We start from the raw sequence: 18,393 nt of genomic DNA, 5'->3' as shown, positions 1-18,393 counted from the left end.
ATATGGGGTTATGCCAAAAATCAACGTGTACCTGCCCGACGAGCTCGCCGACTCCGTGAAGGACATGAACATTCCCGTCTCGGCGATCTGTCAGCGGGCGCTCGAAGGCTCGGTCAAGCGGATCGCCGCGATCCGGGCGCTCGACATCAAGGGCCTTCAACGGGACAAACCCCCGCAGTTCACCGACCGCGCGTGGAAGGCCGTCCAGATCGCCGCAGAGGTCTCCCAGGGCACCGAACTCGGCACCTCGCACCTGCTGGCCGGCATCATCGGGGAGGGCGAGAACCTGGCGATGGACGTCCTCCGAGCGCTCGACGTCGAACCGAAAGGCCTGCCCTCCGCCACCCCCGCGGCCACGGGCAGGAAACCCGGGTTCGCCGACGACGGGGCGGCCGCGCTGGAGCTCGCGGTCGTCGAGTCCATCGCTCTGGGTCACAACTACGTGGGATGCGAGCACCTGCTGCTCGGCATCGTCGCCGAACCGAACGGCGCGGGCGGCGAGGAGTTGCGCGAGCTGGGCATCGAGATCAAGGGCGCGCGCCGCGCTGTCCAGACGGCGCTCGCGGGCATCGTCCACCTCAAGAAGCAGCAGCAGGCCACCCCGGACGCGGCGAAGATCCTAGAGATGATCATGACCCGGCTGGCCCGGCTGGAGCAGCACGCCGGTATCGGCTGACCAGCTCCGCGCCGATGCGGGCCAGGTGCTCCTCGACCTCGGGGGACTCGACGGTGATCAGGCCGCCCCACCCGGCGACGTTGCGGGCGATGTCGAGCGGACGTGGCGCCGTCAGTTCGACCATCGTGAACTCGCCCCGGTCCTCGACGACCGTGCAGTGGCGTCCGTGCTGGTGCTGGAAGACCTTCAGGAACCGCGTGGGCACGAGCACGGACGCCGACGTCTCCGAACGCCGCTCCTCCATGGCCGTGACGACCTCGCTCCAGGCGCCCGCCAGCTCGAAGTCGGCGGGCCGGGAGGACGGGACGTCGGTGGGGATCAGGCCGGTGATGCGGTCGAGCCGGAACGTGCGCCGGCCCTCGTCGGTGCCGGCGATGAAGTACCAGGTGCCGTCCTTGTCGACGAGTCCCCACGGGTCGACCAGGCGCTCTTTCGGTGCCTCACCGCGTTTCCGGTAGCTCAGCCGCACCCGCACCTGTTTGACGACGGCCTGCTGCAGCGCGGTGACCAGGCCCGGCCTGTCCTTGACGTCCTCGCCCCATCCGGCGGTGTCGACGATCGTCGACTCGGCAGCGGCCTCCGCCTCGGCCCGGAAGGTCTGCGGCAGCGCGCGGACCAGCTTCCGCAACGCCGACTTGATCTGCGGGGCGACGGACGCGGCCGGTCCGGCGACCAGGAACAACGCCTGGGCCTCCGCCGAGGTCAGGCCGCTCAGGTCGGTGCGGGCGCCGCCGATCAGCGACCAGCCCCCGCCTCTGCCCGGTTGGGGGTACACGGGTACCCCCGCCGCGGACAGGGCTTCGAGGTCGCGCCGGGCGGTGGCGTTCGAGACTTCGAGCTCCGCGGCCAGTTCGGCGGCGGTCACCCGGCCGCGAGCCTGCATCAGCAACAACGTGGCGACTAGACGGTCTGCGCGCATGTCTCCAGATTCCCGCTGAAAGTGCTCACTCGATGAGCACTTTACGGCGGAGGCTTGTCAGTGCACAGACCGAAGCGAAGTTCCACTGGAGGCAGTTGTGTTGCGAGGAATGTCGACCGTGTCCTACTACGCCGACGACCTGACCGAGGCCCGTGACTGGTACGCGCGGTTCCTCGGGGTCGACGCCTACTTCGAGCGGAGCACCCCGGACGGCGTGCTCGCGTACGTCGAGTTCCGCATCGGCGACTACCAGGCCGAACTCGGACTCGTGAACCGCCGGTTCGAGGTGACGCCGTCCGACGGCCCTGCGGGGCAGATCCTCTACTGGGCGGTCGACGACCTGGACGCGACGTTCGCGAGGCTGCAGGAGCTGGGCGCCAAGATCCACGACGAACCCCAGGTGCGCGGTCCGGGCTTCGTGACGGCGTCGGTGGTCGACCCGTTCGGCAACATCCTCGGGATCATGACGAACACGCACTACCTGGCCATCGCGGAGCAGAACCGCCGCGACTGAGCGCCGCATATCCTGCCGAAATGACGACGCGCCTCGCCATCACAGGACATCGCGGACTCTCCGCCGAGCTGGAGGCGCGGATCGACGAGATGATCCGCGCCTCGGTGGCGGAGCACGGCGACGTGGCCGGGGTGTCGTGCCTCGCGGACGGTGCGGACGCGGTGTTCGCGCGGGCCGTGCTGGACGTGGGCGGCGCGCTCGTCGCCGTGCTGCCGGCCTCGAAGTACCGCGAGACGTTGCCCGAGGACTACCGGCCCGTCTACGACGCGTTGCTCGCGCGGGCGGCCAAGGTCGTGCAGCTGGAGTACGTCACGCCGGATCCTCACGCCTACATGGAGGCGGGCAAGCGGATGGTCGACGAGTCCGACTCGCTGCTCGCCGTGTGGGACGGGCTCCCAGGACGTGGACCCGGCGGAACTGCCGACGTGGTGGCCTACGCGCGGTCGCGTGGTGTGCCGGTCACGGTTCTGTGGCCCGAGGGCTCCGTGCGCTGAACGCCTTTCCCAGCAGCACCCGGAAGAGCACGGCCGGCCGGAACAGCGTGGCCGGGTGGCCGACCAGGTGCGAGACGCGGATGAACGCGCGGTAGACCTGCCGGTTTCCCGGGGCGGCCGCGAACGCGCGGTCGGTGTACCAGCGCAGGAGCCGGGTGCTCAGCGGGAGTTTCCGGGCGCTCCAGCGGAGATCGGCGGTCGTCGCGGACCTCCACGGGAGCTTGGCGGTCCTGGCGACCGCGCGCTGGAAGACGAGCGGTTCGTGGGCGAGGTCGTGTTCCTGCAGCAGCGTGCGCAGATCCAGGCAGTACAGGGCGGCGAGCGTCAGGCCGTGGCCGTGCATGGGGTTGAGCGAGACCACGGAGTCGCCGAGCGCGAGCAGGCCGCGCGGCCAGTCCGGGACCTGGTGAAAGCGGTTCCACCGGCTGCGCAGGTTGCCCGCCTGGTAGATCTTCGAGGCCGGGGTGGCCGTTTTGATGATCTCGGCGATGTCCTGGCAGTGCAGGGTCGTGGCGTAGTCGAGGAAACCGTCGTCGTCGGTCGGCGCGGAGTCGCCGTCCGCGCCGAACAACGTCACGAACCACTGATCGCCGTCCACTGTGGACACCGAACCGCCGCGTCTCGCGCCAGGGGCGTGGGTGACCTCGAAGGCGGTCTTCCAGTCGAGCTTCAGGTCGCGGTTCACCTCGTAGAGACGCGAGGTGAAGCTGACGTGGCCGTTGACGATCATCGGTGCCGGGCAGTGCACGCCGAGTTCCGCGAGCCACGACACGAGCTTGCCGTCACGCCCCGAGGCTTCGACCACGAGATCGGCGTAGTCGGTGAACGGCCTGTCGCCGCGCCGGCCGTGCACCCCGGTGACCGTGCCCCGGTCGTGCAGCAGACCGTCGATCGCCACACCGTCCACAAGGGACACGTTCGGGAGGCCCAGCACCCGGCGGCGGATGGTCCGTTCGATCAGCACCCGCGTCATCGAGAGCACGCTGAGGCCCAGGTAGTCGCGCGGTGCCCAGCCGGACGGGGTGCGGATCAGGAAGTCGCTGCCGAGGTCCGCGCGGACCGCGCCCGCGTCCTCCAGCTCCGCGCCGAGCCTCGGGAAGAGCGTTTCCAGCGCGTCCGCCCCGCGTGCCAGCAGCGCGTGCGGGTGGCTGGCCTGCGGGGTGCCCGCGCGGTACCCCGCGTCGGGGGTGATCTTGTCCCGTTCGACCAGCACGACCTCGCCGTACGACTCGGACAACACCCTCGCCGCCAGCAGTCCCGCGAAGCCGGCGCCGATGACGAGGGCGCGGTCGGAGTACATGGCGGCCATGCTGGCAGAAGGACCTGCCGGGCGAATCCTCCGAGAGTCCTGTGTTCGGTCTCAGGACAGCATCGCCACCAGTTCCGCGCGGCTGCGCACACCGAACTTGGCGAACAGCGACTTGAGGTGGTCCTGCACGGTGTAGGGCGAGATGGCCAGCCGTGCCGCGATCGCCGACGTCGGCTGCCCGGCGAGCACCTCGTGGCAGACGTCCTCTTCACGGCTGGTCACGCCGTGCGCCTTGATCAGCAACCCCAGCAGGTCCGCGCCGGACGCCCGGCTGATCGTCACCGCCGCCGCGAACTCGTCGTCGCTCACGAGCTCGCTGGCTTCGAGCAGGATCCAGCCGCCGCGGGCGTCGCGGACCCTCGCCCTGAACGCCCCGGACCGCGCTCCCGCCGCCGCGGCCCGCAACATCACCGCGAACCGGCCCGGCGCGACGTCCTCCAGCTCGTCCCGCCACTGCGCGGTGGACGCGGTCGAGGCCTGGATCGTGCCGTCCCCGCTGACCACGACGATGGCGGGCGCACCGGTCCTGCGGGCCGACGTGCGTGCCGCGACGCGGGTGGCGGCGCCGAGAGCGGGTGCCACCGAGGCCATGAACTCCAGCTCGCGCTCGCTGAACTCGGCGGTGCGCACCATTCCCGCCCCGCCCCAGCAGGTGTCGTCGGCCCGGAACAACGACCGCAGCTCGTGACTGAGACCCAGCGGCCGCCAGACCTCGTTGAGCCGCGTGGACCGCTTGTCCTCCAGCCTCGCCACCGTGTCACCGCGCTGCGCCAGCGACGCGAAAGTGTGCGGTTCACCGGGCGTGTACTCGCAGGTCGCGAGCACCGGCTCGTACTGCTGCGGGATGCGGTTGACGCCGCTGGTCATGGTGCTGAACACGCCGGAGTCCGGGTCCATCGACGCCCAGCAGGCGAGCTCGCACGGAACCACCCGGTCCACCAGGGCGATGGCCGCCGAGTGCAGTTGCGCGACGTCGAGCCCCGCGCCCGCCAGTGCCGTGACGTCGCGTCGCACGCCCAGCGCCCGACCCTCCCACATGGTTCGCAGTATGCGCCCGCTCCAGACCGTCCGGGATCCCAGTTTTCCGGGATACAACGGCGCGATCCCGTCGCGGAGGGTGCGGTGCATGCTGACCACCGCAGGCGAGGGCGAGGTACTCACCGTGCCCGACGCGACCATCACCGTCCGGATATCGGCGAAGCACACCGGCGGCACCTACGAGTTGTTCGAGGTGGACGCACCGCGTGGGGAAGCCGCACCGCCGCACCGCACACCGTGGCCGAAGGCGTACTACGTGCTGCACGGACGCATGGCTGTGTTCCTCGACGGCGAGCTCCACGACCTCTCACCGGGCGATGCCATCACCATTCCGCCCAACGCGTCCCACACGTTCACGGTGCACACGCCGTCAGTGCAGTTCCTGGCGTTCGCCGTCGGGGACGTGATGGGCGCGTTCTTCCTCGACCTGTCCTCGAACGGCATGGAGGCGTTGGCCCGGCACGGGGTGACGCGGTGAGCGTCGTCGCCCAGGTCGCCGCGGCGGTCGCGGCCCTGATCCACCTGGTGGTGTGGGTCTGCGAGGCGTTCCTGATCGGGCGCGTGCACCGGTCGATGTTCGGGCAGCCCGCGCAGGACGTGCCGGCGATCCGGCTGTGGGCGTTCGGGGTCGGGTTCTACAACCTGTTCCTGGCGTGCGGGGTGATCGCGGGGCTGATCGCGGTGCACAGCGGGCAGGAACTGGTCGGCCGCACGCTGATCTTCTACGTGTCGTGGTTCATGGTCGGCGGCAGCGTGGTGCTGGCCGTGGCCGACCAGCTCGCGATGAGCCGTCCGCGCAACCAGGCGTGGGGAGGCGTTGCGGCAGAAGGGATTCCGCCACTGGTAGTACTGTCGTTCGCCTAGCACCCGCTTGGTACTCATGGGGGAACGTTTCGTGAAGACGATTGAGCTACCCGACGGCGCCGTGATCAGAGGGCGTGGCCTGCGCGACGGAAAGATCGTGGAGCCGCACCCGCAGTACGGCGTGTACCTGCAACCGAAGCCGGTCGACGTGCCGTGGCCGCACGACTGGATCGACTGGCCGGACTTCCGCCTTCCACGTGACCACGACGCCGCCATCAGGGTGATCCGCTCGCTGCACGCGCGGGCGTTGTCCGGCGAACTGGTCGAGGTGGCGTGCAGCGGCGGCATCGGCCGGACCGGCACGGTGATCTCGTGCCTGGCCGTGCTGGCGGGCGTCCCGGCGGCCGAGGCCGTGGCGTGGACGCGCGCGAACTACCACAAGCGTGCCGTCGAAACGCCGTGGCAGAAGCGCTGGGTCAGGAACTTCCCGCCGAACTAGTGGCGTGACCCGAAACGCCGGCGGTGAATTCACGCTCAGCAGGACACCTCGCGGCCGTCTGACCGCGAATTCGCACGGCAACGTTTCAGGCCACGCCACTAGGACTCGACCACCGAACGCTTGTGCACCAGTTCGACGACCTCCGGCGGCACCGAGTCGCCGGCCGCGAGCAACCGGGGCAGCAACGCGGCCTCCGTGGTCACGGCGCGGAAGAACAGCTCGACCGTCACGTCGTGGTCGGGCCGGTGCACGACGGTGATCTCGTCGCCCGGCCCGACCAGGCCTTCCTCCAGCACGCGGAAGTAGGCGCCGGGCCGGGCGACCTGCGTGAACCGCTTGACCCAGCCGCGCAGGCCGAGGAACTCGGCGAACGTGCGGCACGGGATGCGCGGGCCGGTGACCTCCAGCAGAGCCGTGCCGATCCGCCAGTGTTCGCCGACCAGCGCGGTCGTGTGGTCGATGCCCTGGGTGGTCAGGTTCTCGCCGAACTGGCCGGCGTGGAACTCGGCGCCCAGCTCCGACTGCCACCAGTCGAGGTCCTCGCGGGCGTAGCCGTACACGGCCTGGTACTCGCCGCCGTGCGCGGCCCAGTCGGCGATCGAGTCACCCGCGACGCCGCTGCCCGCCGAGCCCTTGGCGCCGGGCGGGCTGATCCGCAGCGGTCCGTCCACCGGGCGCTTGTCGATGCCGGTGGCACCGACGCGGGCGTAGTCGGCCGGGGCCGTCTTCTGGGCGACGTTCAGCGAGAGCACGACAGGCATGGGGCCGAGACTATTGGCCGACCGCCCTGGCGGCGATCGAATTGACGTAGTCCTGGTAGATGCCCACCTTGCGCGTGATCAGGTCCATGCACTCCTGCAGCTGCACCATCTGCTGGGCCACGCGTTCCTGGTGCTCCTTCAGGATGTCCAGGCGCTGCAGCTCGTTGCCGTCGCCCTGGCGGACCAGGTCGGTGTAGCGGCGGATCTCCGGCACCGGCATCCCCGACATGCGCAGCATGATGCACATCTTCAGCCAGTCGATGTCCTGCTGCGTGTACACCCGGCGGCCGCCCGGTCCTCTGTGGACCTGGTGCGCGAGGATGCCTTCCTTCTCGTAGAACCGCAGCGCGTGCACGCTCAGTCCGGTGCGTTCGGCCACCTGTCCGATGCTCAGCCCCATGGTCCGAGCATAGGTGCCGGGCTACCCGGCCGAGCGCACCTCGACCTGGTCGCGCAGCTGCTGGTAGCGCTCGCGCAGATCGCTTCCCTCCTCCCATTCGGCGAGGCTCTCCGGCGTGGGCGTCCTGGAACCCGGCTCGTACGCGATCTGGACTTCGGTCCCGTGCCAGGCGCGGGTGGCGCCCGCGACGTCGGCCGCGGTGCCCGTGTCGAGGTAGTCGAGAAGTGCGAGCTGGACGCGGCGCCGGCCGAACGCCGTGATGGCGGGCTTGACGAGCTCCCGGCTGAAACCGGAGTCCGGTTCGAGGACGGCGGCCCGCATCAGCGGTTCGAACCACTCCTCGGGAGCCGCCTCGGAGGCCGCCACCGCCTTGCCGACGGCACGCCGGGCCCGATGGCGCCACGAGGGCTTGACGTCGGGCTGGTCCGCGGCCGGAATTTCGGCCCCTACCAGCGGCAACAGGTCTCGCAGCACGGCTTCGCAGGCGGTCGAACTGGGGGTCGTGCGACCGGGCAGGGGCTTGAACGCCTGTCGATCGCTCTCGGAGGTCATGATCCCGAGAGTAACAACGTGCTTCTTGACCTAGAGACGGCTCTAGTTCGTAGGTTCTCGCCATGAACATGCGCTATCGCGTTCTCGGGGGAACCGGCATCGAGGTCAGCCACCACTGCCTCGGCGCCATGATGTTCGGATCCGTGGCCAACAACGACCACGAAGAGGGCGTGCGGATCATCCACCGCGCCCTCGACGCGGGCATCAACTTCGTCGACACCGCCGACATGTACTCGGCGGGCGAGTCCGAGGAGATCGTCGGAAAGGCCTTGAAGGACCGGCGCGACGACGTGGTGCTGGCCACGAAGGTGCACTTCCCGCTGGGGGAGGGCCGCAACAACAGCGGCAACTCGCGCAGGTACGTCCTGAAGGCCGTCGAGGACAGCCTGCGGCGGTTGCAGACCGACTGGATCGACCTCTACCAGGTGCACCGGCCGGACTACAAGACCGACATCGACGAGACGCTGTCGGTGCTGACGGACCTGGTGAGGGACGGGAAGATCCGGGCGTTCGGGTGCTCGACCTATCCGGCGGAGGAGATCGTCGAGGCGCACCACGTGGCGATGAACCGGGGCTACCTGCGGTTCAGGACCGAGCAGCCGCCGTACTCGCTGCTGGCGCGCGGCGTCGAGCGGTCGGTGCTGCCGACGGCGCGCCGGCTCGGCATGGGTGTGCTGGTGTGGAGCCCACTGGCCAGCGGTTTCCTGTCGGGCAAGCACCGCAGGGGCGCGTCGGCCGAGGCGTTCCGGGCGACCCTGAGCCCCGAGCGGTTCGACGAGTCGCTGCCGGGCAACGCGGCGAAGTTCGAGGCCGTGGAGCAGTTCGCGAAGCTCGCCGACGAGATGGGGGTCTCGCTGCCCGCGCTGGCGGTCGCGTTCGTGACGACGCATCCCGGCGTGACCTCGGCGATCACCGGGCCGCGCACGATGGAGCAGCTGGAGTCGTTGCTGGAGGGCGCCTCGCTGGTGCTGACCGACGACGTTCTGGACCGGATCGACGAGATCGTGCCGCCCGGTGTCGACACCTACGACGTGCACGGCTTCTGGCAGCCCGCGGCGCTGCTGGACGTCCACCAGCGCCGCAGGCCGTCGGATCAGCGCTGACTCACCACCGCTGGGTGGTCAGGCCGGTGCCCAGGTAGATCTGGTCGAACCCGTTGCCGTCGTTGTCGTCGGTGTAGACGACGGTGACGCGGCCCCACGGGTCGACGCCCACGGCGGGTTCGTCCTGCCTGCCGGTGGCGTTCGAGACCGTGAGCTGCCGTTCGGGACGGCCCGTGGTGGTGCCGTCGGGGTTGTAGAGGCTGGTGTGGACGTCCTGCGCCTCCGTCGTGGTCACCGCGACGCCGAGCTGGTCGTCGATGCCGATCTGCGGGTCGGTGCCGGTGGTCTGCGCGACGGCACCACGTGAGGTTCCGGCCGCCGTGAACGACTGGGCGCGGACTCCGGACTGCTCCCAGGCGATGGCGAAGTCGCCGTTGAAGTTGGCCGCCACGGCGGGGCGTTTCCCCTGCCCCGTCGTGGTCTGCGCCTGCTTCACGCCACCGGCCGCGGTGACGATCTTGCGGGCGACGTTCGCGTCGGCCTCCCAGGCGATGATCGCGTTGCCCGCGGCGCTCATCGCGACCTGGGGCTTGGCGTGGGTGCCGCCGGCGTTGTTGACCTGGGCCTCGTAGGACTTGGAGCCCAGGGACGCGAACACGCTCACCCGCACCGTGGGCGCGGCGGTACCCTGCTGGTCCTCCCACGTGACCGCGAAGCCACCGCTGTCCGGGTCCGCCGCCACGCTGGGGAAGTACTGCTGGCCGTCGGCGCTGGCGTTGGCCGTGCCGGAGCCCGACACGGTCCCGGACGCGCTGACCGAGCGGACCGCGATGTTGTAGTAGCCGTTGCCGTCCGGGTCCTCCGACCAGACGACGACCGCGCTGCCGTCCTCGTGCAGCGAGACGTCCGGCTGCCAGTGGCGCCAGTTGCCGGTGCCGCCGGTGGAGAGCTTCTTCTCGTAGACCGCCGCTCCCTCTTTGAAGAGGCGGATCCAGACGTCGGAGTGGATCGGGTCGGTGGGCTCGGTGGTGTCCCGGTCGTCCTCCCACACGACGGCCGTGTAGCCGTTGCGGGTGGCTGAGACGGACGCGTTGTCCTGGTCTCCGGTCGAGTCGCTGTTGACCGTGGACCACGTCATCGGGGCGGGTGCCAGCAGGAGGCTCGCGATCAGGAGTGTCTTCACGGTGCCTGCAATCCGGGGTTGGTGGCCTCGACGACGTAGCTGCCGACGGTCTTGACCGGGTAGTCGCGCACGGTGACCTTGTCGACGGCCCGGTAGTCGACCCGCATCTCGGTCGGCGTGGTCTGCGTCTTCACGTAGCCGCGCAGGTTCTTGAAGTACTTCACGTGCGGGTTCAGGGTCGGGTTGAGGCTGTTGTCGGCCGCGTTGCCGTCACCGCCGGACGTGATCGACGTCGTGACGAGCTCGGTGCCGATGATCCGGTTCTGGGTTCCGTAGTTCTGCATGATGTTCGCGCCCCAGCTGCGGTGCACGTCGCCGGTGAGCACGACCGTGCCCTTGTTCCCGTTGGTGTCCCACGCGTTCTGGATGCGCGTGCGGTTGGCCGTGTAGCCGTCCCACGCGTCCATGCTCTTGGAACCGTCCGCCGCGGCGAGCCGTTGCGCGAAGAACACCTGCTGGCCCAGGAAGTCCCAGGTGCCGAGCTTCTGCCTGAGGCCGTCGATCAGCCACGTCTCCTGCGGGGTGCCGGTGAGGGTGCGGGCGGGATCGTCGGCGGCGGGGCAGACCTTGGTGCCGTCGCCGCACGCCTGGTCGTTGCGGTACTGGCGGGTGTCGAGCATGTGGAACGTGGCGAGGCTGCCCCAGCGGACCCTGCGGTGCAGCAACATGTTCGCGGCGCTCGGCGCCTGGGCGGATCGCAGCGGCATGTGTTCGTAGTACGCCTTGTACGCGGCGGCGCGGCGAGCCGTGAAGTCACCGGCGGGGTTGCTGTCGTTGCGGACGAGGTTCGCGTAATTGTTCTCGACCTCGTGGTCGTCCCACACGACCAGCCACGGTGCGGCGGCGTGCGCGGTCTGCAGGTCCGGGTCGGCCTTGTACTGGGCGTGGCGGACCCGGTAGTTCGCGAGCGTGCTGATCTCGGTGGCGGGGGCGAACTGGCGGACCTTCGTGGTGGTGGCGGCGCCTTCGTAGATGTAGTCGCCGAGGTGCAGGATCAGGTCGGGGTGTTCCTCGGCCATCCGGCGGTAGCCCGTGAAGTAGCCCTCCTCGTAGTGCGCGCACGAGGCGAAGAGCATCGTCAGCGCGGGCGAGGTGCCGACGGCCGGTGCGGTGAGGGCGCGGCCGGTGGGGGAGATGTGACCGCTGGTGCGGAAGCGGTACCAGTACTCACGTCCCGGCTCCAGGCCGGTGAGTGTGACGTGCACGGCGTGAGCGCTTGCCTGGGTGGTGGTGAACGTGCCGGTGCGGACGATGGCGGTGAAGCGTTCGTCGGTGGCGACCTGCCATTCGACGGCGCTGTTGGTGTTCGGCATGCCGCCGAGACCGTCGGCGTTCAGCGGGCTGGGGGCGAGGCGGGTCCAGATCACGAACCCGTCGGCCGCCGGTTCGCCGGACGCGACTCCGAGGGTGAACGGGTAGCCGATCGCGTTGGCCAGTGCGGGAAGCAGCACTCCGGCGCTCGCTCCCGCGAGGCCGCCCACGATGAAGGTACGTCTCCGTAACGTGGTCATGACCCGCAGGCTTACCGAACGCGGGTAAAGGTCCGCCTAACGGCGTGTGGCTTCAGAGTGGTTTCCCACCAAGCGAAAGCGGCGATGTCGTCGTTGTGGATGTCGAACGCGTCGGCGAGCAGCTCGGCGGCGCTGAGCGGGAGGCCGGTGTCGCGGACGGCGCGGTAGAGCAGGGCCACGTGGTCGCGGGACCAGGTTTCGAGGCAGAGGCCGGGTAATCGCTCCGCCTCGCAGCACGGCTGGGCGCACACGACGATGTCGAACCATTCGTCGTCGTGGTCGTTGAACGCGACCGTGACGCCGAACCGGTCGGGGTGCAGCGCGGTGACCTTGCTGTGGCGGGTCTCGTAGTGCAGCGGATGGGGCAGCGCGGCGAGCCTTTTCGCGGCGTGGCGGTCCGGGCCGGTGAGCACGACCGGTTCGTGGTGGGTGCCGTGGTCGAGCACGACCACGTCCCACGTGCTGCGGGCGAGTCTGAGTGCGGTGGCGAGGCCGGAGACCCCGGCCCCGACGACGAGTGCTGTGGCCATGACCAGCCCCTTCCCCTAGGATTGAGGCTAGCGAACGTTCAGAAATTTCTGAAGACAGGATGACTGTGACGGGCGAGACAGAGCGCAGGGAAGCCGCCGAGCAGTTGGCGCTGACGCTGGTCGGCGCCGGGATGCAGCGGATGGGAGCGCGGACGATCGCCGCGTTCATGTTCACCGAGAAGGACTCGCTGACCGCGGGCGATCTCGCCGAGTTCCTGGGCGTGAGCGCGGGATCGGTGTCGGGCGCGGTCAGGATGGTCGCGCAGATGGGGCTGATCGAGCGGATCTACGTCGCGGGCAGCCGGCGCGAGCACTTCCGGATGCTGGACAACGCCTGGACGACGCTCTACTCGCGCCAGCACTCCGTGGTCGACGAGGTGCTTCGCGCCGTGGAGAAGGGCGTCGAGGCGGTCGGGCCCGGTCTCGCGCACGACCGGCTCACGTACATGCGGGACTTCTACACGTTCCTGATCAACGAGGCGCCGGTGCTGGTGGAGCGGTTCGAGCGGCAGCGTCGTGGAGAACCCCGTTCATGATCAGGTCCAGCATCCGCTTCGCCTGAGCCGGGTCGCCGTTCTGCGCGACGCCGATCAGCAGCGCCATCAGGTCCATGGGTTCGGTTCGCGCGCCGAGGGGGGCGAGCAGGCTCGACACGGCCTCGGTCATCTTCGCGCGGCTGTGCTCGAACGGGTTGAGGCCCAGGGCGATCACGGCCTGCAGCGCGTCCTTGAGGTCGCGTTTCGTCGCGGCGTAGGCGATGAAGCGGTCCATCCACTCCCGTAGCGCGGCTTCGGGTTCGTGGGTCTTGAGCAGCTCGGGCGCGGCGTCGCAGAGCTTCTCCAGCTCGGTGCGGTAGACCGCCTCGATCAACGCCTCGCGGGTGGGGAAGTGGCGGTACAGCGTGCCGATCCCGACGCCCGCCTTCTTGGCGATGGCGCCGAGCGTCGCGTCCTTCTCGTGGGTGAACGCGTCGAGCGCCACCTCGATCAGCAGCCCCCGGTTCCGGACCGCGTCTGCACGCACTTCATCACTCCTATGGGGTACGTCACTTGCTAAACGGAGCCCCCTCCGTTTACGGTGGAACCCGAACCGGAGGAACCTCCGTTTCAGTGTACGACACAGGTTGGGGAAACAGGATGAGTGAGCGCATCACCACCCCGTTCGGGTTCGGGAGCACCGCTCTCGAGGTCGTCGAGGGCGTCGACCTCTCCGGCCGCCGCGCCGTGGTCACCGGTGGGGCGTCGGGCATCGGCGTCGAGACCGTGCGGGCTCTGGCCGCCGCGGGCGCCGAGGTCACCATCGCGGCGCGCGACGTCGAGGCCGGCCGGAAGGTCGCCGCCGAGGTGTCCGCCTCCACCGGCAACAAGGCCGTTCTGGTCGCTCCGCTGGAGCTGACCTCGCAGGAGTCGGTCAAGGCCTTCGCCGCGGCGTGGGACGGCCCGCTGCACCTGCTGATCAACAACGCGGGTGTCATGGCCTCGCCGCTCACCCGCACGGCGGAGGGCTGGGAGCTCCAGTTCGCCACGAACCACTTCGGCCACTTCACGCTGACGCTGGGCCTGTTCGACGCGCTGCGCGCCGAGGGCGCCCGCGTGGTCAACGTCAGTTCGGCTGGCCACCTGTCGAGCCCGGTGGTGTTCGAGGACGTCCACTTCGAGCGCCGCGAGTACGACCGCTGGAAGGCGTACGGCCAGTCCAAGACCGCGAACGTGCTGTTCGGCGTCGAGGCCGGCAGGCGCTGGGCCGCTGACGGCATCACGATGAACGCCCTGATGCCGGGCGGCATCCTGACGGCGCTGCAGCGCCACATCTCGCAGGAGGAACTGCAGGCGCGCATCAAGCTGCGCGGCGGCGACAACCCGTTGCGGCTCAAGACGCCGGAGCAGGGCGCGGCCACCACGCTGGTGCTCGCCGTGTCCCCCTTGGTGGAGGGCCGTTCGGGCCTCTACTTCGAAGACTGCAACGAGGCCGTTCCCCACACCGAGGGCATGACCAACGGTGTCGCCGCCTACGCGGTCGACCCCGAGGCCGCCGCCCAGCTGTGGAAGGTCTCCGAGGAAACGTTGAAGGTGCAGGCATGATCACCACAGGATTCGGATTCGACACGACGGCCCAGGAAGTCGCGGATGTGGCCGACCTCGCCGGCCGCCGCGCCATCGTCACCGGCGGTGCCTCGGGCATCGGCGTGGAGACGGTGCGCGCCCTCGCCACGGCCGGCGCCGAGGTCACCATCGCGGCTCGCGACATCGACGCGGGCCAGCGCGTGGCCACGTCGCTCTGCAGGTCGACCGGCAACAAGCGGATCTCCGTGGCCCGTCTCGACCTCTCCTCCCAGGAGTCGGTGAAGGCGTTCGCCCGCAACTGGGACGGTCCGCTGCACCTGCTGATCAACAACGCGGGCGTCATGGCCACCCCGTTCACCCGCACGCCGGAGGGCTGGGAACTCCAGTTCGCCACGAACCACTTCGGCCACTTCGCCCTCACCCTGGGCCTGTTCAACTCGCTGCGAGCCGAAGGCGCCCGAGTGGTGAACGTCAGCTCGTCCGCGCACCTCATGAGCGAGGTCGTGTTCGACGACATCCACTACGCCCACCGCGAGTACGAGCGCTGGCAGGCCTACGGCCAGTCCAAGACCGCGAACATCCTGTTCGGCGTGGAGGCGGGCGCCCGCTGGGCCTCTGAGGGCATCACGATGAACGCCCTCATGCCCGGCAGCATCGCCACGAACCTCCAGCGCCACCTCACGCCGGAGGAACTGCAGGAGCGCATCCGCCAAAGCGGCGCCGCGGCCACCCGCCGCATGAAGACCCCGGAACAGGGCGCCGCGACCACGCTCGTCGTGGCCACCACGCCGCTGCTGGACGGCATCTCGGGCCGCTACTTCGAGGACTGCAACGAGTCCGCGCCGGTCGCGGGCGGCAGCCACATGCGTGGCGTCGCACCGTACGCGCAGGATCCGGAGGCGGCGGCCCAGCTGTGGAAGGTCTCGGAGGAGACGCTCTGGTCGCTGAAGGCGGCTTGAGCCCACAGCGAGCAGAAGTGGGCCGCCCGAAGGTGTCGGGTGGCGCGATGTTGGTGACCCAGGCGGGGTGGCCTGGGCCACCAAGCTCAAGGTCGCGCGGTCGAGAGGGCAGCGTGAGCCCTGAGGTGGCGCGCACCAGGTACCGCAGGCAGGGACACCGCCACCGTGATGACGGTGGTCAGCGTCCGGGTCCCGGCGGCCGAGGTGGGTGCGGGCCCAGCCGTCGCCGACCGGCGAGGAGTCGGTGAGCGAGGTCGTTGCGGGAAAGGCTTGGCCAGCAACGACTTGGTTGCCGGACGGTGTCGGCATACGCGCGCAAATGTGCCTCAGTCAGATGCGAGTCAACGTGCGATGCCGGTTGATGTTCTTTCACCCCGGCCGAGTACCGGCCAGCGGCATGAGAGTGCGTTCCCGCTGGTTGCGAAACGTCGTTGCAGATGGTGGTCGGCTGGATCATGATCGCGCCGTGGAACTCGACTGGGGCTATTTTCGTGAGCTGTACGAAGGGTTGCTCGATCACGATGACGGCGTCGGCGGGCGTCGGGCGTACCTGAGCAGTCAGAGGGCGACCGCGGCCGAGCACCTGGCCGAGTTGGAGCCGCTGCGGAAACGGGAGCGACTGCCTGCCGGCGGCTACTCCGGCGACGACGAGCAGTTGTGGCGGATCATGAAGCTGTACGGGCTCAGCCGTGTCAGCGACTACCTGATCGAAGGGTTCTGCACGCAGGGAGAACCGCCCACCGAGTTCGGCGCCACCGGAGAACGTACCGTCGCCAATGGCGCCACCAGTGGGGTGACGTCCGACGGGCTCGCCGTGTACACGGAGTTCTTCTCGGGTATCGGGCTGACCCCGTTCGACCACGCCGAGGCGTTCTCCCCGTTCCACCACGAGATCTTCACCGTGGTGCAGGATCCCTCGGCGACGAGTGTGACGGTGGAGGAGGTGTTGTGGCCTGGCTTGTGGTTCGGTGACCTGCTGTTCAGCCGCGCCGGCGTGCGGGTGCGGGCTCCGCAGTACCTCATCGACGCCACGGTGGCCACGACCTCGACGCTGTACTTCACCTTCCGTCGCCAGTCGCGCCCGACCGATGACTCGTCGCACGGCTGGGGTTCGAACTCGCAGTGGCGAACATGTTTCAGCCGGTTCTACTCGGATGAGGAGGGGTTGCACCTCAACTGGGACGGCGAGGTGGACATCGCCGACGACCCTCCAGCGCCTCGAGCCGGTTGGCACGAGCACGAGGTGGAGCCGCTGGACCAGCGCCGAGAACTGCTGCTGCATCGTTGTCTCGTCCGCGATCCGCTGCCGGCCGACGAGAATGACCGGTACCCCTATGGCGATCGACTCAGCCTCACCTCCGCAGAGTGGCCGCTACGTCCGGAGTCACTCGTGCAGGTGCCGAGTGCCAAGTAAGGCGACCACGCTCGGCCAGGCATGCGACGACCGCTCGGCCATCCGCTCGTCGGCATGAGCGCGTCGAAGCTCCGCGCACGATCAGCGGCATGAGAGTGCATTCGTTGTGGCGTGGGAAGTCAGGCGTTGCTCGGACATCGCCTTCACCTTGCTGCGGCTGAATGGTCGACACGTACCGACGTCGACGTGCGGGACACTTTCCGTGGTCGAGTGAACACGGAGAGGACATGAAGTTGCGCAGAAAACGAAACCCGCTCCGCATCACCGCCTTGTCGCTGTTATCTGCCCTGGTGGCCGTCGGGGCGCTGACGGGAGCCGCGACCTCGGCGTCGGCGCAGACGACCGCGGTGCGGATGGACTACACCTGCGCGACCTCCCTCGGGCCGAGCGCCCGGATGACCGTGTGGGTCGTCGGCGGTCTGCCGGACGAAGGCGCGGGCCTGAACACCGTCGCCAGGCACGAACCCGCCTACCTCGACGTGGACCTGGACCTGCGCGAGCTGCGCCCGGTCCTGACGATGGCCGGCGGGGTGCGCCTGGACACCGACAGCACCGCGACACTCGACGCGCACATCACCGGCCCGGACGGGACGCGGACCACCCAGGCCTCGTTCACCGTCGCGCCCACGTGGCTGACGACCACCCAGGGCACCGCGGTGCGGGCCGCGGGCTCCTTCCCGACGCAGTACCTGACCACACCGGGTTACTACGACCTGCACGTGGACGACCTGGCGCTGACACTGCGCCCCGAGCGCGCCGACGGCACTCCTCTCGGCACGGTCACCGCGTCCTGCTCGCACGACCCGGCGCAGAACGACCTGCTGGGCACCGTGTGGTCGCAGTCCGCCATTTTCGAGCGGCCGCCGCGCCCGAGCGGGTTGCGGGTGGTCTCGACGACCCCGACGTCCGTGACACTGGCCTGGGAAGCCTCCCCCTGGTGGAACCCGACCCTGGGCTACGAGGTGTACCTGGACGGCGGGCACACCGGCTTGGTCACCGAGAAGCAGGTCACGCTGACCGGGCTGACCCCCGACAGGCAGCACCGGGCGAAGGTCGTCACCAAGGACGTGCAGGGCATCCGCTCGACCATGAGCCAAGGCCTGATCTTCACCATCCCGCCGGCCTGACACCCTGACCCGCCGATCGCAAGGCCCGCGCAGCGGCGACCCCTGATGCCGCGACAGCGGGCAGGACCGGCCCCAACGAACCGGTTGACTCGGTGGTGGAGATGCGCTCGGGCAGCGGCATGAGAGCAGGTCAAGCCGTTGGTTCGGGGGTTCGGCGTGCTTGTGCCAGAGCATCAGTCCATGCGTTGGTGTACTCATCTGCGACGACCCAGTGCAGGCTGTGGAACAGTTTTTCGCCGTTGCACTCCGCGATGTACACCCGATCTGCTTGGCGCCAGATCAGGATGCCCCAGCCCTGGTCGAGGTCCGTGTACGGCTGCAGGATATTGCCCAGAGGGATGTTTTCCACAGTCCACCTGCGGAGATCCTGGTCGACGTCGTCCCACCAGGGGAAGCTGGCGATCTCCTGGCCTTGGTCATCGGTGAACCGCAGCGCGGTACTGCTGCTGCGCTGAAACAGCTCGATCTTGAATCCGTCAACACGCGTGAAGAGTTCGAGATTGCTCTCCGCGATCACCTCCTCGATGCTCAGTTCGAACATCGGACACCTCCAGTTCGATCGAGCCGCATCCTCGTGCGGCGGAGTCATCATCCGCC

At 69.2% G+C, this 18,393-nt stretch carries 23 protein-coding genes; 12 read left to right on the top strand and 11 right to left on the bottom strand.

What is annotated here, in order from left to right:
• Window positions 1-10: 10 nt before the first annotated feature.
• Window positions 11-676: a Clp protease N-terminal domain-containing protein gene (locus tag SK854_RS37975; RefSeq protein ID WP_319979987.1), complete on the top strand. Its 666-nt coding sequence runs from the start codon at window positions 11-13 to the stop codon at window positions 674-676.
• On the opposite strand, the gene SK854_RS37970 is transcribed toward SK854_RS37975, so the two are convergent.
• Complete coding sequence (locus tag SK854_RS37970) at window positions 630-1,595, bottom strand: helix-turn-helix transcriptional regulator (protein WP_319979986.1); 966 nt, start codon at window positions 1,593-1,595, stop codon at window positions 630-632. The genes SK854_RS37975 and SK854_RS37970 overlap by 47 nt on opposite strands.
• A gap of 109 nt (window positions 1,596-1,704) precedes the next feature.
• Here SK854_RS37970 and SK854_RS37965 point away from each other — a divergent pair, with 109 nt between their 5' ends.
• Both SK854_RS37965 and SK854_RS37960 read left to right on the top strand, forming a co-directional pair.
• Entirely contained in the window at window positions 1,705-2,109 is a 405-nt protein-coding gene (locus SK854_RS37965; protein ID WP_319979985.1) for a VOC family protein, read from the top strand.
• 20 nt (window positions 2,110-2,129) lie between these two features.
• Window positions 2,130-2,603, top strand: a complete 474-nt coding sequence (locus SK854_RS37960) for a hypothetical protein (protein WP_319979984.1) — start codon at window positions 2,130-2,132, stop codon at window positions 2,601-2,603.
• Here SK854_RS37960 and SK854_RS37955 read toward each other — a convergent pair.
• A complete protein-coding gene (locus SK854_RS37955; RefSeq protein ID WP_319979983.1) occupies window positions 2,569-3,903 on the bottom strand; it encodes an FAD-dependent oxidoreductase in 1,335 nt (444 codons plus the stop codon). The two genes, SK854_RS37960 and SK854_RS37955, sit on opposite strands and share 35 nt — an antisense overlap.
• A 60-nt stretch (window positions 3,904-3,963) precedes the next feature.
• Window positions 3,964-4,950 carry a helix-turn-helix transcriptional regulator gene (locus SK854_RS37950; RefSeq protein WP_319979982.1) on the bottom strand — a complete coding sequence of 329 codons (987 nt, stop codon included), beginning with the start codon at window positions 4,948-4,950 and terminating at the stop codon, window positions 3,964-3,966.
• A gap of 88 nt (window positions 4,951-5,038) precedes the next feature.
• Here SK854_RS37950 and SK854_RS37945 point away from each other — a divergent pair, with 88 nt between their 5' ends.
• The 3 genes from SK854_RS37945 to SK854_RS37935 are packed head-to-tail and all read left to right on the top strand — an operon-like array spanning window position 5,039 to window position 6,253.
• The gene (locus SK854_RS37945; protein WP_319979981.1) at window positions 5,039-5,428 is read left to right on the top strand and encodes a cupin domain-containing protein; all 390 of its coding nucleotides are present in this window, start codon (window positions 5,039-5,041) and stop codon (window positions 5,426-5,428) included.
• Complete coding sequence (locus SK854_RS37940) at window positions 5,425-5,814, top strand: DUF1304 family protein (protein ID WP_319979980.1); 390 nt, start codon at window positions 5,425-5,427, stop codon at window positions 5,812-5,814. Before SK854_RS37945 ends, SK854_RS37940 begins: the two co-directional genes overlap by 4 nt.
• Window positions 5,815-5,830: 16 nt before the next feature.
• Window positions 5,831-6,253, top strand: coding sequence for a protein-tyrosine phosphatase family protein (locus SK854_RS37935; RefSeq protein ID WP_406601874.1), 423 nt, complete (start codon window positions 5,831-5,833; stop codon window positions 6,251-6,253).
• Between the two features lie 98 nt (window positions 6,254-6,351).
• Here SK854_RS37935 and SK854_RS37930 read toward each other — a convergent pair whose 3' ends face one another.
• From SK854_RS37930 to SK854_RS37920, 3 genes are read right to left on the bottom strand one after another with little or no spacing between them, the layout of a single operon-like run.
• Entirely contained in the window at window positions 6,352-7,014 is a 663-nt protein-coding gene (locus SK854_RS37930) for an MOSC domain-containing protein (protein ID WP_319979978.1), read from the bottom strand.
• A gap of 10 nt (window positions 7,015-7,024) precedes the next feature.
• Complete coding sequence (locus tag SK854_RS37925; protein WP_319979977.1) at window positions 7,025-7,414, bottom strand: MerR family transcriptional regulator; 390 nt, start codon at window positions 7,412-7,414, stop codon at window positions 7,025-7,027.
• Window positions 7,415-7,435: 21 nt separating this feature from the next.
• A complete protein-coding gene (locus SK854_RS37920) occupies window positions 7,436-7,966 on the bottom strand; it encodes a hypothetical protein (protein WP_319979976.1) in 531 nt (176 codons plus the stop codon).
• A 68-nt stretch (window positions 7,967-8,034) separates the two neighbouring features.
• Between SK854_RS37920 and SK854_RS37915 the strand changes: the two genes are divergently transcribed.
• Entirely contained in the window at window positions 8,035-9,069 is a 1,035-nt protein-coding gene (locus tag SK854_RS37915) for an aldo/keto reductase (protein ID WP_406601876.1), read from the top strand.
• Between the two features lies 1 nt (window position 9,070).
• On the opposite strand, the gene SK854_RS37910 is transcribed toward SK854_RS37915, so the two are convergent.
• The 3 genes from SK854_RS37910 to SK854_RS37900 are packed head-to-tail and all read right to left on the bottom strand — an operon-like array spanning window position 9,071 to window position 12,233.
• Window positions 9,071-10,192, bottom strand: coding sequence for an NHL repeat-containing protein (locus SK854_RS37910; RefSeq protein WP_319979974.1), 1,122 nt, complete (start codon window positions 10,190-10,192; stop codon window positions 9,071-9,073).
• A complete protein-coding gene (locus tag SK854_RS37905) occupies window positions 10,189-11,703 on the bottom strand; it encodes an alkaline phosphatase D family protein (RefSeq protein ID WP_319979973.1) in 1,515 nt (504 codons plus the stop codon). The genes SK854_RS37910 and SK854_RS37905 overlap by 4 nt, the downstream gene beginning before the upstream one ends.
• A gap of 11 nt (window positions 11,704-11,714) precedes the next feature.
• Window positions 11,715-12,233 (bottom strand): FAD-dependent oxidoreductase, encoded by a 519-nt coding sequence (locus tag SK854_RS37900; RefSeq protein WP_319979972.1) that lies wholly within the window; start codon window positions 12,231-12,233, stop codon window positions 11,715-11,717.
• Window positions 12,234-12,298: 65 nt separating this feature from the next.
• Here SK854_RS37900 and SK854_RS37895 point away from each other — a divergent pair, with 65 nt between their 5' ends.
• The gene (locus SK854_RS37895) at window positions 12,299-12,769 is read left to right on the top strand and encodes a GbsR/MarR family transcriptional regulator (protein WP_319979971.1); all 471 of its coding nucleotides are present in this window, start codon (window positions 12,299-12,301) and stop codon (window positions 12,767-12,769) included.
• Here SK854_RS37895 and SK854_RS37890 read toward each other — a convergent pair.
• Window positions 12,705-13,256, bottom strand: a complete 552-nt coding sequence (locus tag SK854_RS37890; protein ID WP_319979970.1) for a TetR/AcrR family transcriptional regulator — start codon at window positions 13,254-13,256, stop codon at window positions 12,705-12,707. The genes SK854_RS37895 and SK854_RS37890 overlap by 65 nt on opposite strands.
• 113 nt (window positions 13,257-13,369) lie before the next feature.
• Between SK854_RS37890 and SK854_RS37885 the strand changes: the two genes are divergently transcribed.
• From SK854_RS37885 to SK854_RS37870, 4 genes are all read left to right on the top strand, one after another.
• Window positions 13,370-14,314, top strand: coding sequence for an SDR family NAD(P)-dependent oxidoreductase (locus SK854_RS37885; protein WP_319979969.1), 945 nt, complete (start codon window positions 13,370-13,372; stop codon window positions 14,312-14,314).
• Complete coding sequence (locus tag SK854_RS37880; RefSeq protein ID WP_319979968.1) at window positions 14,311-15,255, top strand: SDR family NAD(P)-dependent oxidoreductase; 945 nt, start codon at window positions 14,311-14,313, stop codon at window positions 15,253-15,255. Before SK854_RS37885 ends, SK854_RS37880 begins: the two co-directional genes overlap by 4 nt.
• Before the next feature lie 244 nt (window positions 15,256-15,499).
• Window positions 15,500-16,669 (top strand): hypothetical protein, encoded by a 1,170-nt coding sequence (locus SK854_RS37875; protein WP_319979967.1) that lies wholly within the window; start codon window positions 15,500-15,502, stop codon window positions 16,667-16,669.
• Between the two features lie 227 nt (window positions 16,670-16,896).
• The gene (locus SK854_RS37870; protein ID WP_319979966.1) at window positions 16,897-17,796 is read left to right on the top strand and encodes a fibronectin type III domain-containing protein; all 900 of its coding nucleotides are present in this window, start codon (window positions 16,897-16,899) and stop codon (window positions 17,794-17,796) included.
• Window positions 17,797-17,926: 130 nt separating this feature from the next.
• On the opposite strand, the gene SK854_RS37865 is transcribed toward SK854_RS37870, so the two are convergent.
• A complete protein-coding gene (locus SK854_RS37865) occupies window positions 17,927-18,337 on the bottom strand; it encodes a hypothetical protein (protein ID WP_319979965.1) in 411 nt (136 codons plus the stop codon).
• Window positions 18,338-18,393 lie beyond the last annotated feature (56 nt).

It is taken from the genome of Lentzea sokolovensis, from assembly GCF_033949975.1.
GTDB lineage: Bacteria > Actinomycetota > Actinomycetes > Mycobacteriales > Pseudonocardiaceae > Lentzea > Lentzea sokolovensis.
The sequence above is the reverse complement of the archived record's forward strand: the minus strand, read 5'-3'. Positions and strand labels throughout refer to the sequence as shown.

Excerpts from the sequence above, each read along its gene's own strand:
- SK854_RS37905 (WP_319979973.1), bottom strand. The coding sequence starts at position 11,703 with ATGACCACGTTACGGAGACGTACCTTCATCGTGGGCGGCCTCGCGGGA.
- SK854_RS37970 (WP_319979986.1), bottom strand. The coding sequence starts at position 1,595 with ATGCGCGCAGACCGTCTAGTCGCCACGTTGTTGCTGATGCAGGCTCGC.
- SK854_RS37960 (WP_319979984.1), top strand. The coding sequence starts at position 2,130 with ATGACGACGCGCCTCGCCATCACAGGACATCGCGGACTCTCCGCCGAG.
- SK854_RS37900 (WP_319979972.1), bottom strand. The coding sequence starts at position 12,233 with ATGGCCACAGCACTCGTCGTCGGGGCCGGGGTCTCCGGCCTCGCCACC.
- SK854_RS37955 (WP_319979983.1), bottom strand. The coding sequence starts at position 3,903 with ATGTACTCCGACCGCGCCCTCGTCATCGGCGCCGGCTTCGCGGGACTG.
- SK854_RS37920 (WP_319979976.1), bottom strand. The coding sequence starts at position 7,966 with ATGACCTCCGAGAGCGATCGACAGGCGTTCAAGCCCCTGCCCGGTCGC.
- SK854_RS37975 (WP_319979987.1), top strand. The coding sequence starts at position 11 with ATGCCAAAAATCAACGTGTACCTGCCCGACGAGCTCGCCGACTCCGTG.
- SK854_RS37945 (WP_319979981.1), top strand. The coding sequence starts at position 5,039 with ATGCTGACCACCGCAGGCGAGGGCGAGGTACTCACCGTGCCCGACGCG.
- SK854_RS37865 (WP_319979965.1), bottom strand. The coding sequence starts at position 18,337 with ATGTTCGAACTGAGCATCGAGGAGGTGATCGCGGAGAGCAATCTCGAA.
- SK854_RS37870 (WP_319979966.1), top strand. The coding sequence starts at position 16,897 with ATGAAGTTGCGCAGAAAACGAAACCCGCTCCGCATCACCGCCTTGTCG.
- SK854_RS37950 (WP_319979982.1), bottom strand. The coding sequence starts at position 4,950 with ATGTGGGAGGGTCGGGCGCTGGGCGTGCGACGCGACGTCACGGCACTG.
- SK854_RS37885 (WP_319979969.1), top strand. The coding sequence starts at position 13,370 with ATGAGTGAGCGCATCACCACCCCGTTCGGGTTCGGGAGCACCGCTCTC.
- SK854_RS37935 (WP_406601874.1), top strand. The coding sequence starts at position 5,831 with ATGGGGGAACGTTTCGTGAAGACGATTGAGCTACCCGACGGCGCCGTG.
- SK854_RS37915 (WP_406601876.1), top strand. The coding sequence starts at position 8,035 with ATGCGCTATCGCGTTCTCGGGGGAACCGGCATCGAGGTCAGCCACCAC.
- SK854_RS37925 (WP_319979977.1), bottom strand. The coding sequence starts at position 7,414 with ATGGGGCTGAGCATCGGACAGGTGGCCGAACGCACCGGACTGAGCGTG.
- SK854_RS37880 (WP_319979968.1), top strand. The coding sequence starts at position 14,311 with ATGATCACCACAGGATTCGGATTCGACACGACGGCCCAGGAAGTCGCG.
- SK854_RS37930 (WP_319979978.1), bottom strand. The coding sequence starts at position 7,014 with ATGCCTGTCGTGCTCTCGCTGAACGTCGCCCAGAAGACGGCCCCGGCC.
- SK854_RS37965 (WP_319979985.1), top strand. The coding sequence starts at position 1,705 with ATGTCGACCGTGTCCTACTACGCCGACGACCTGACCGAGGCCCGTGAC.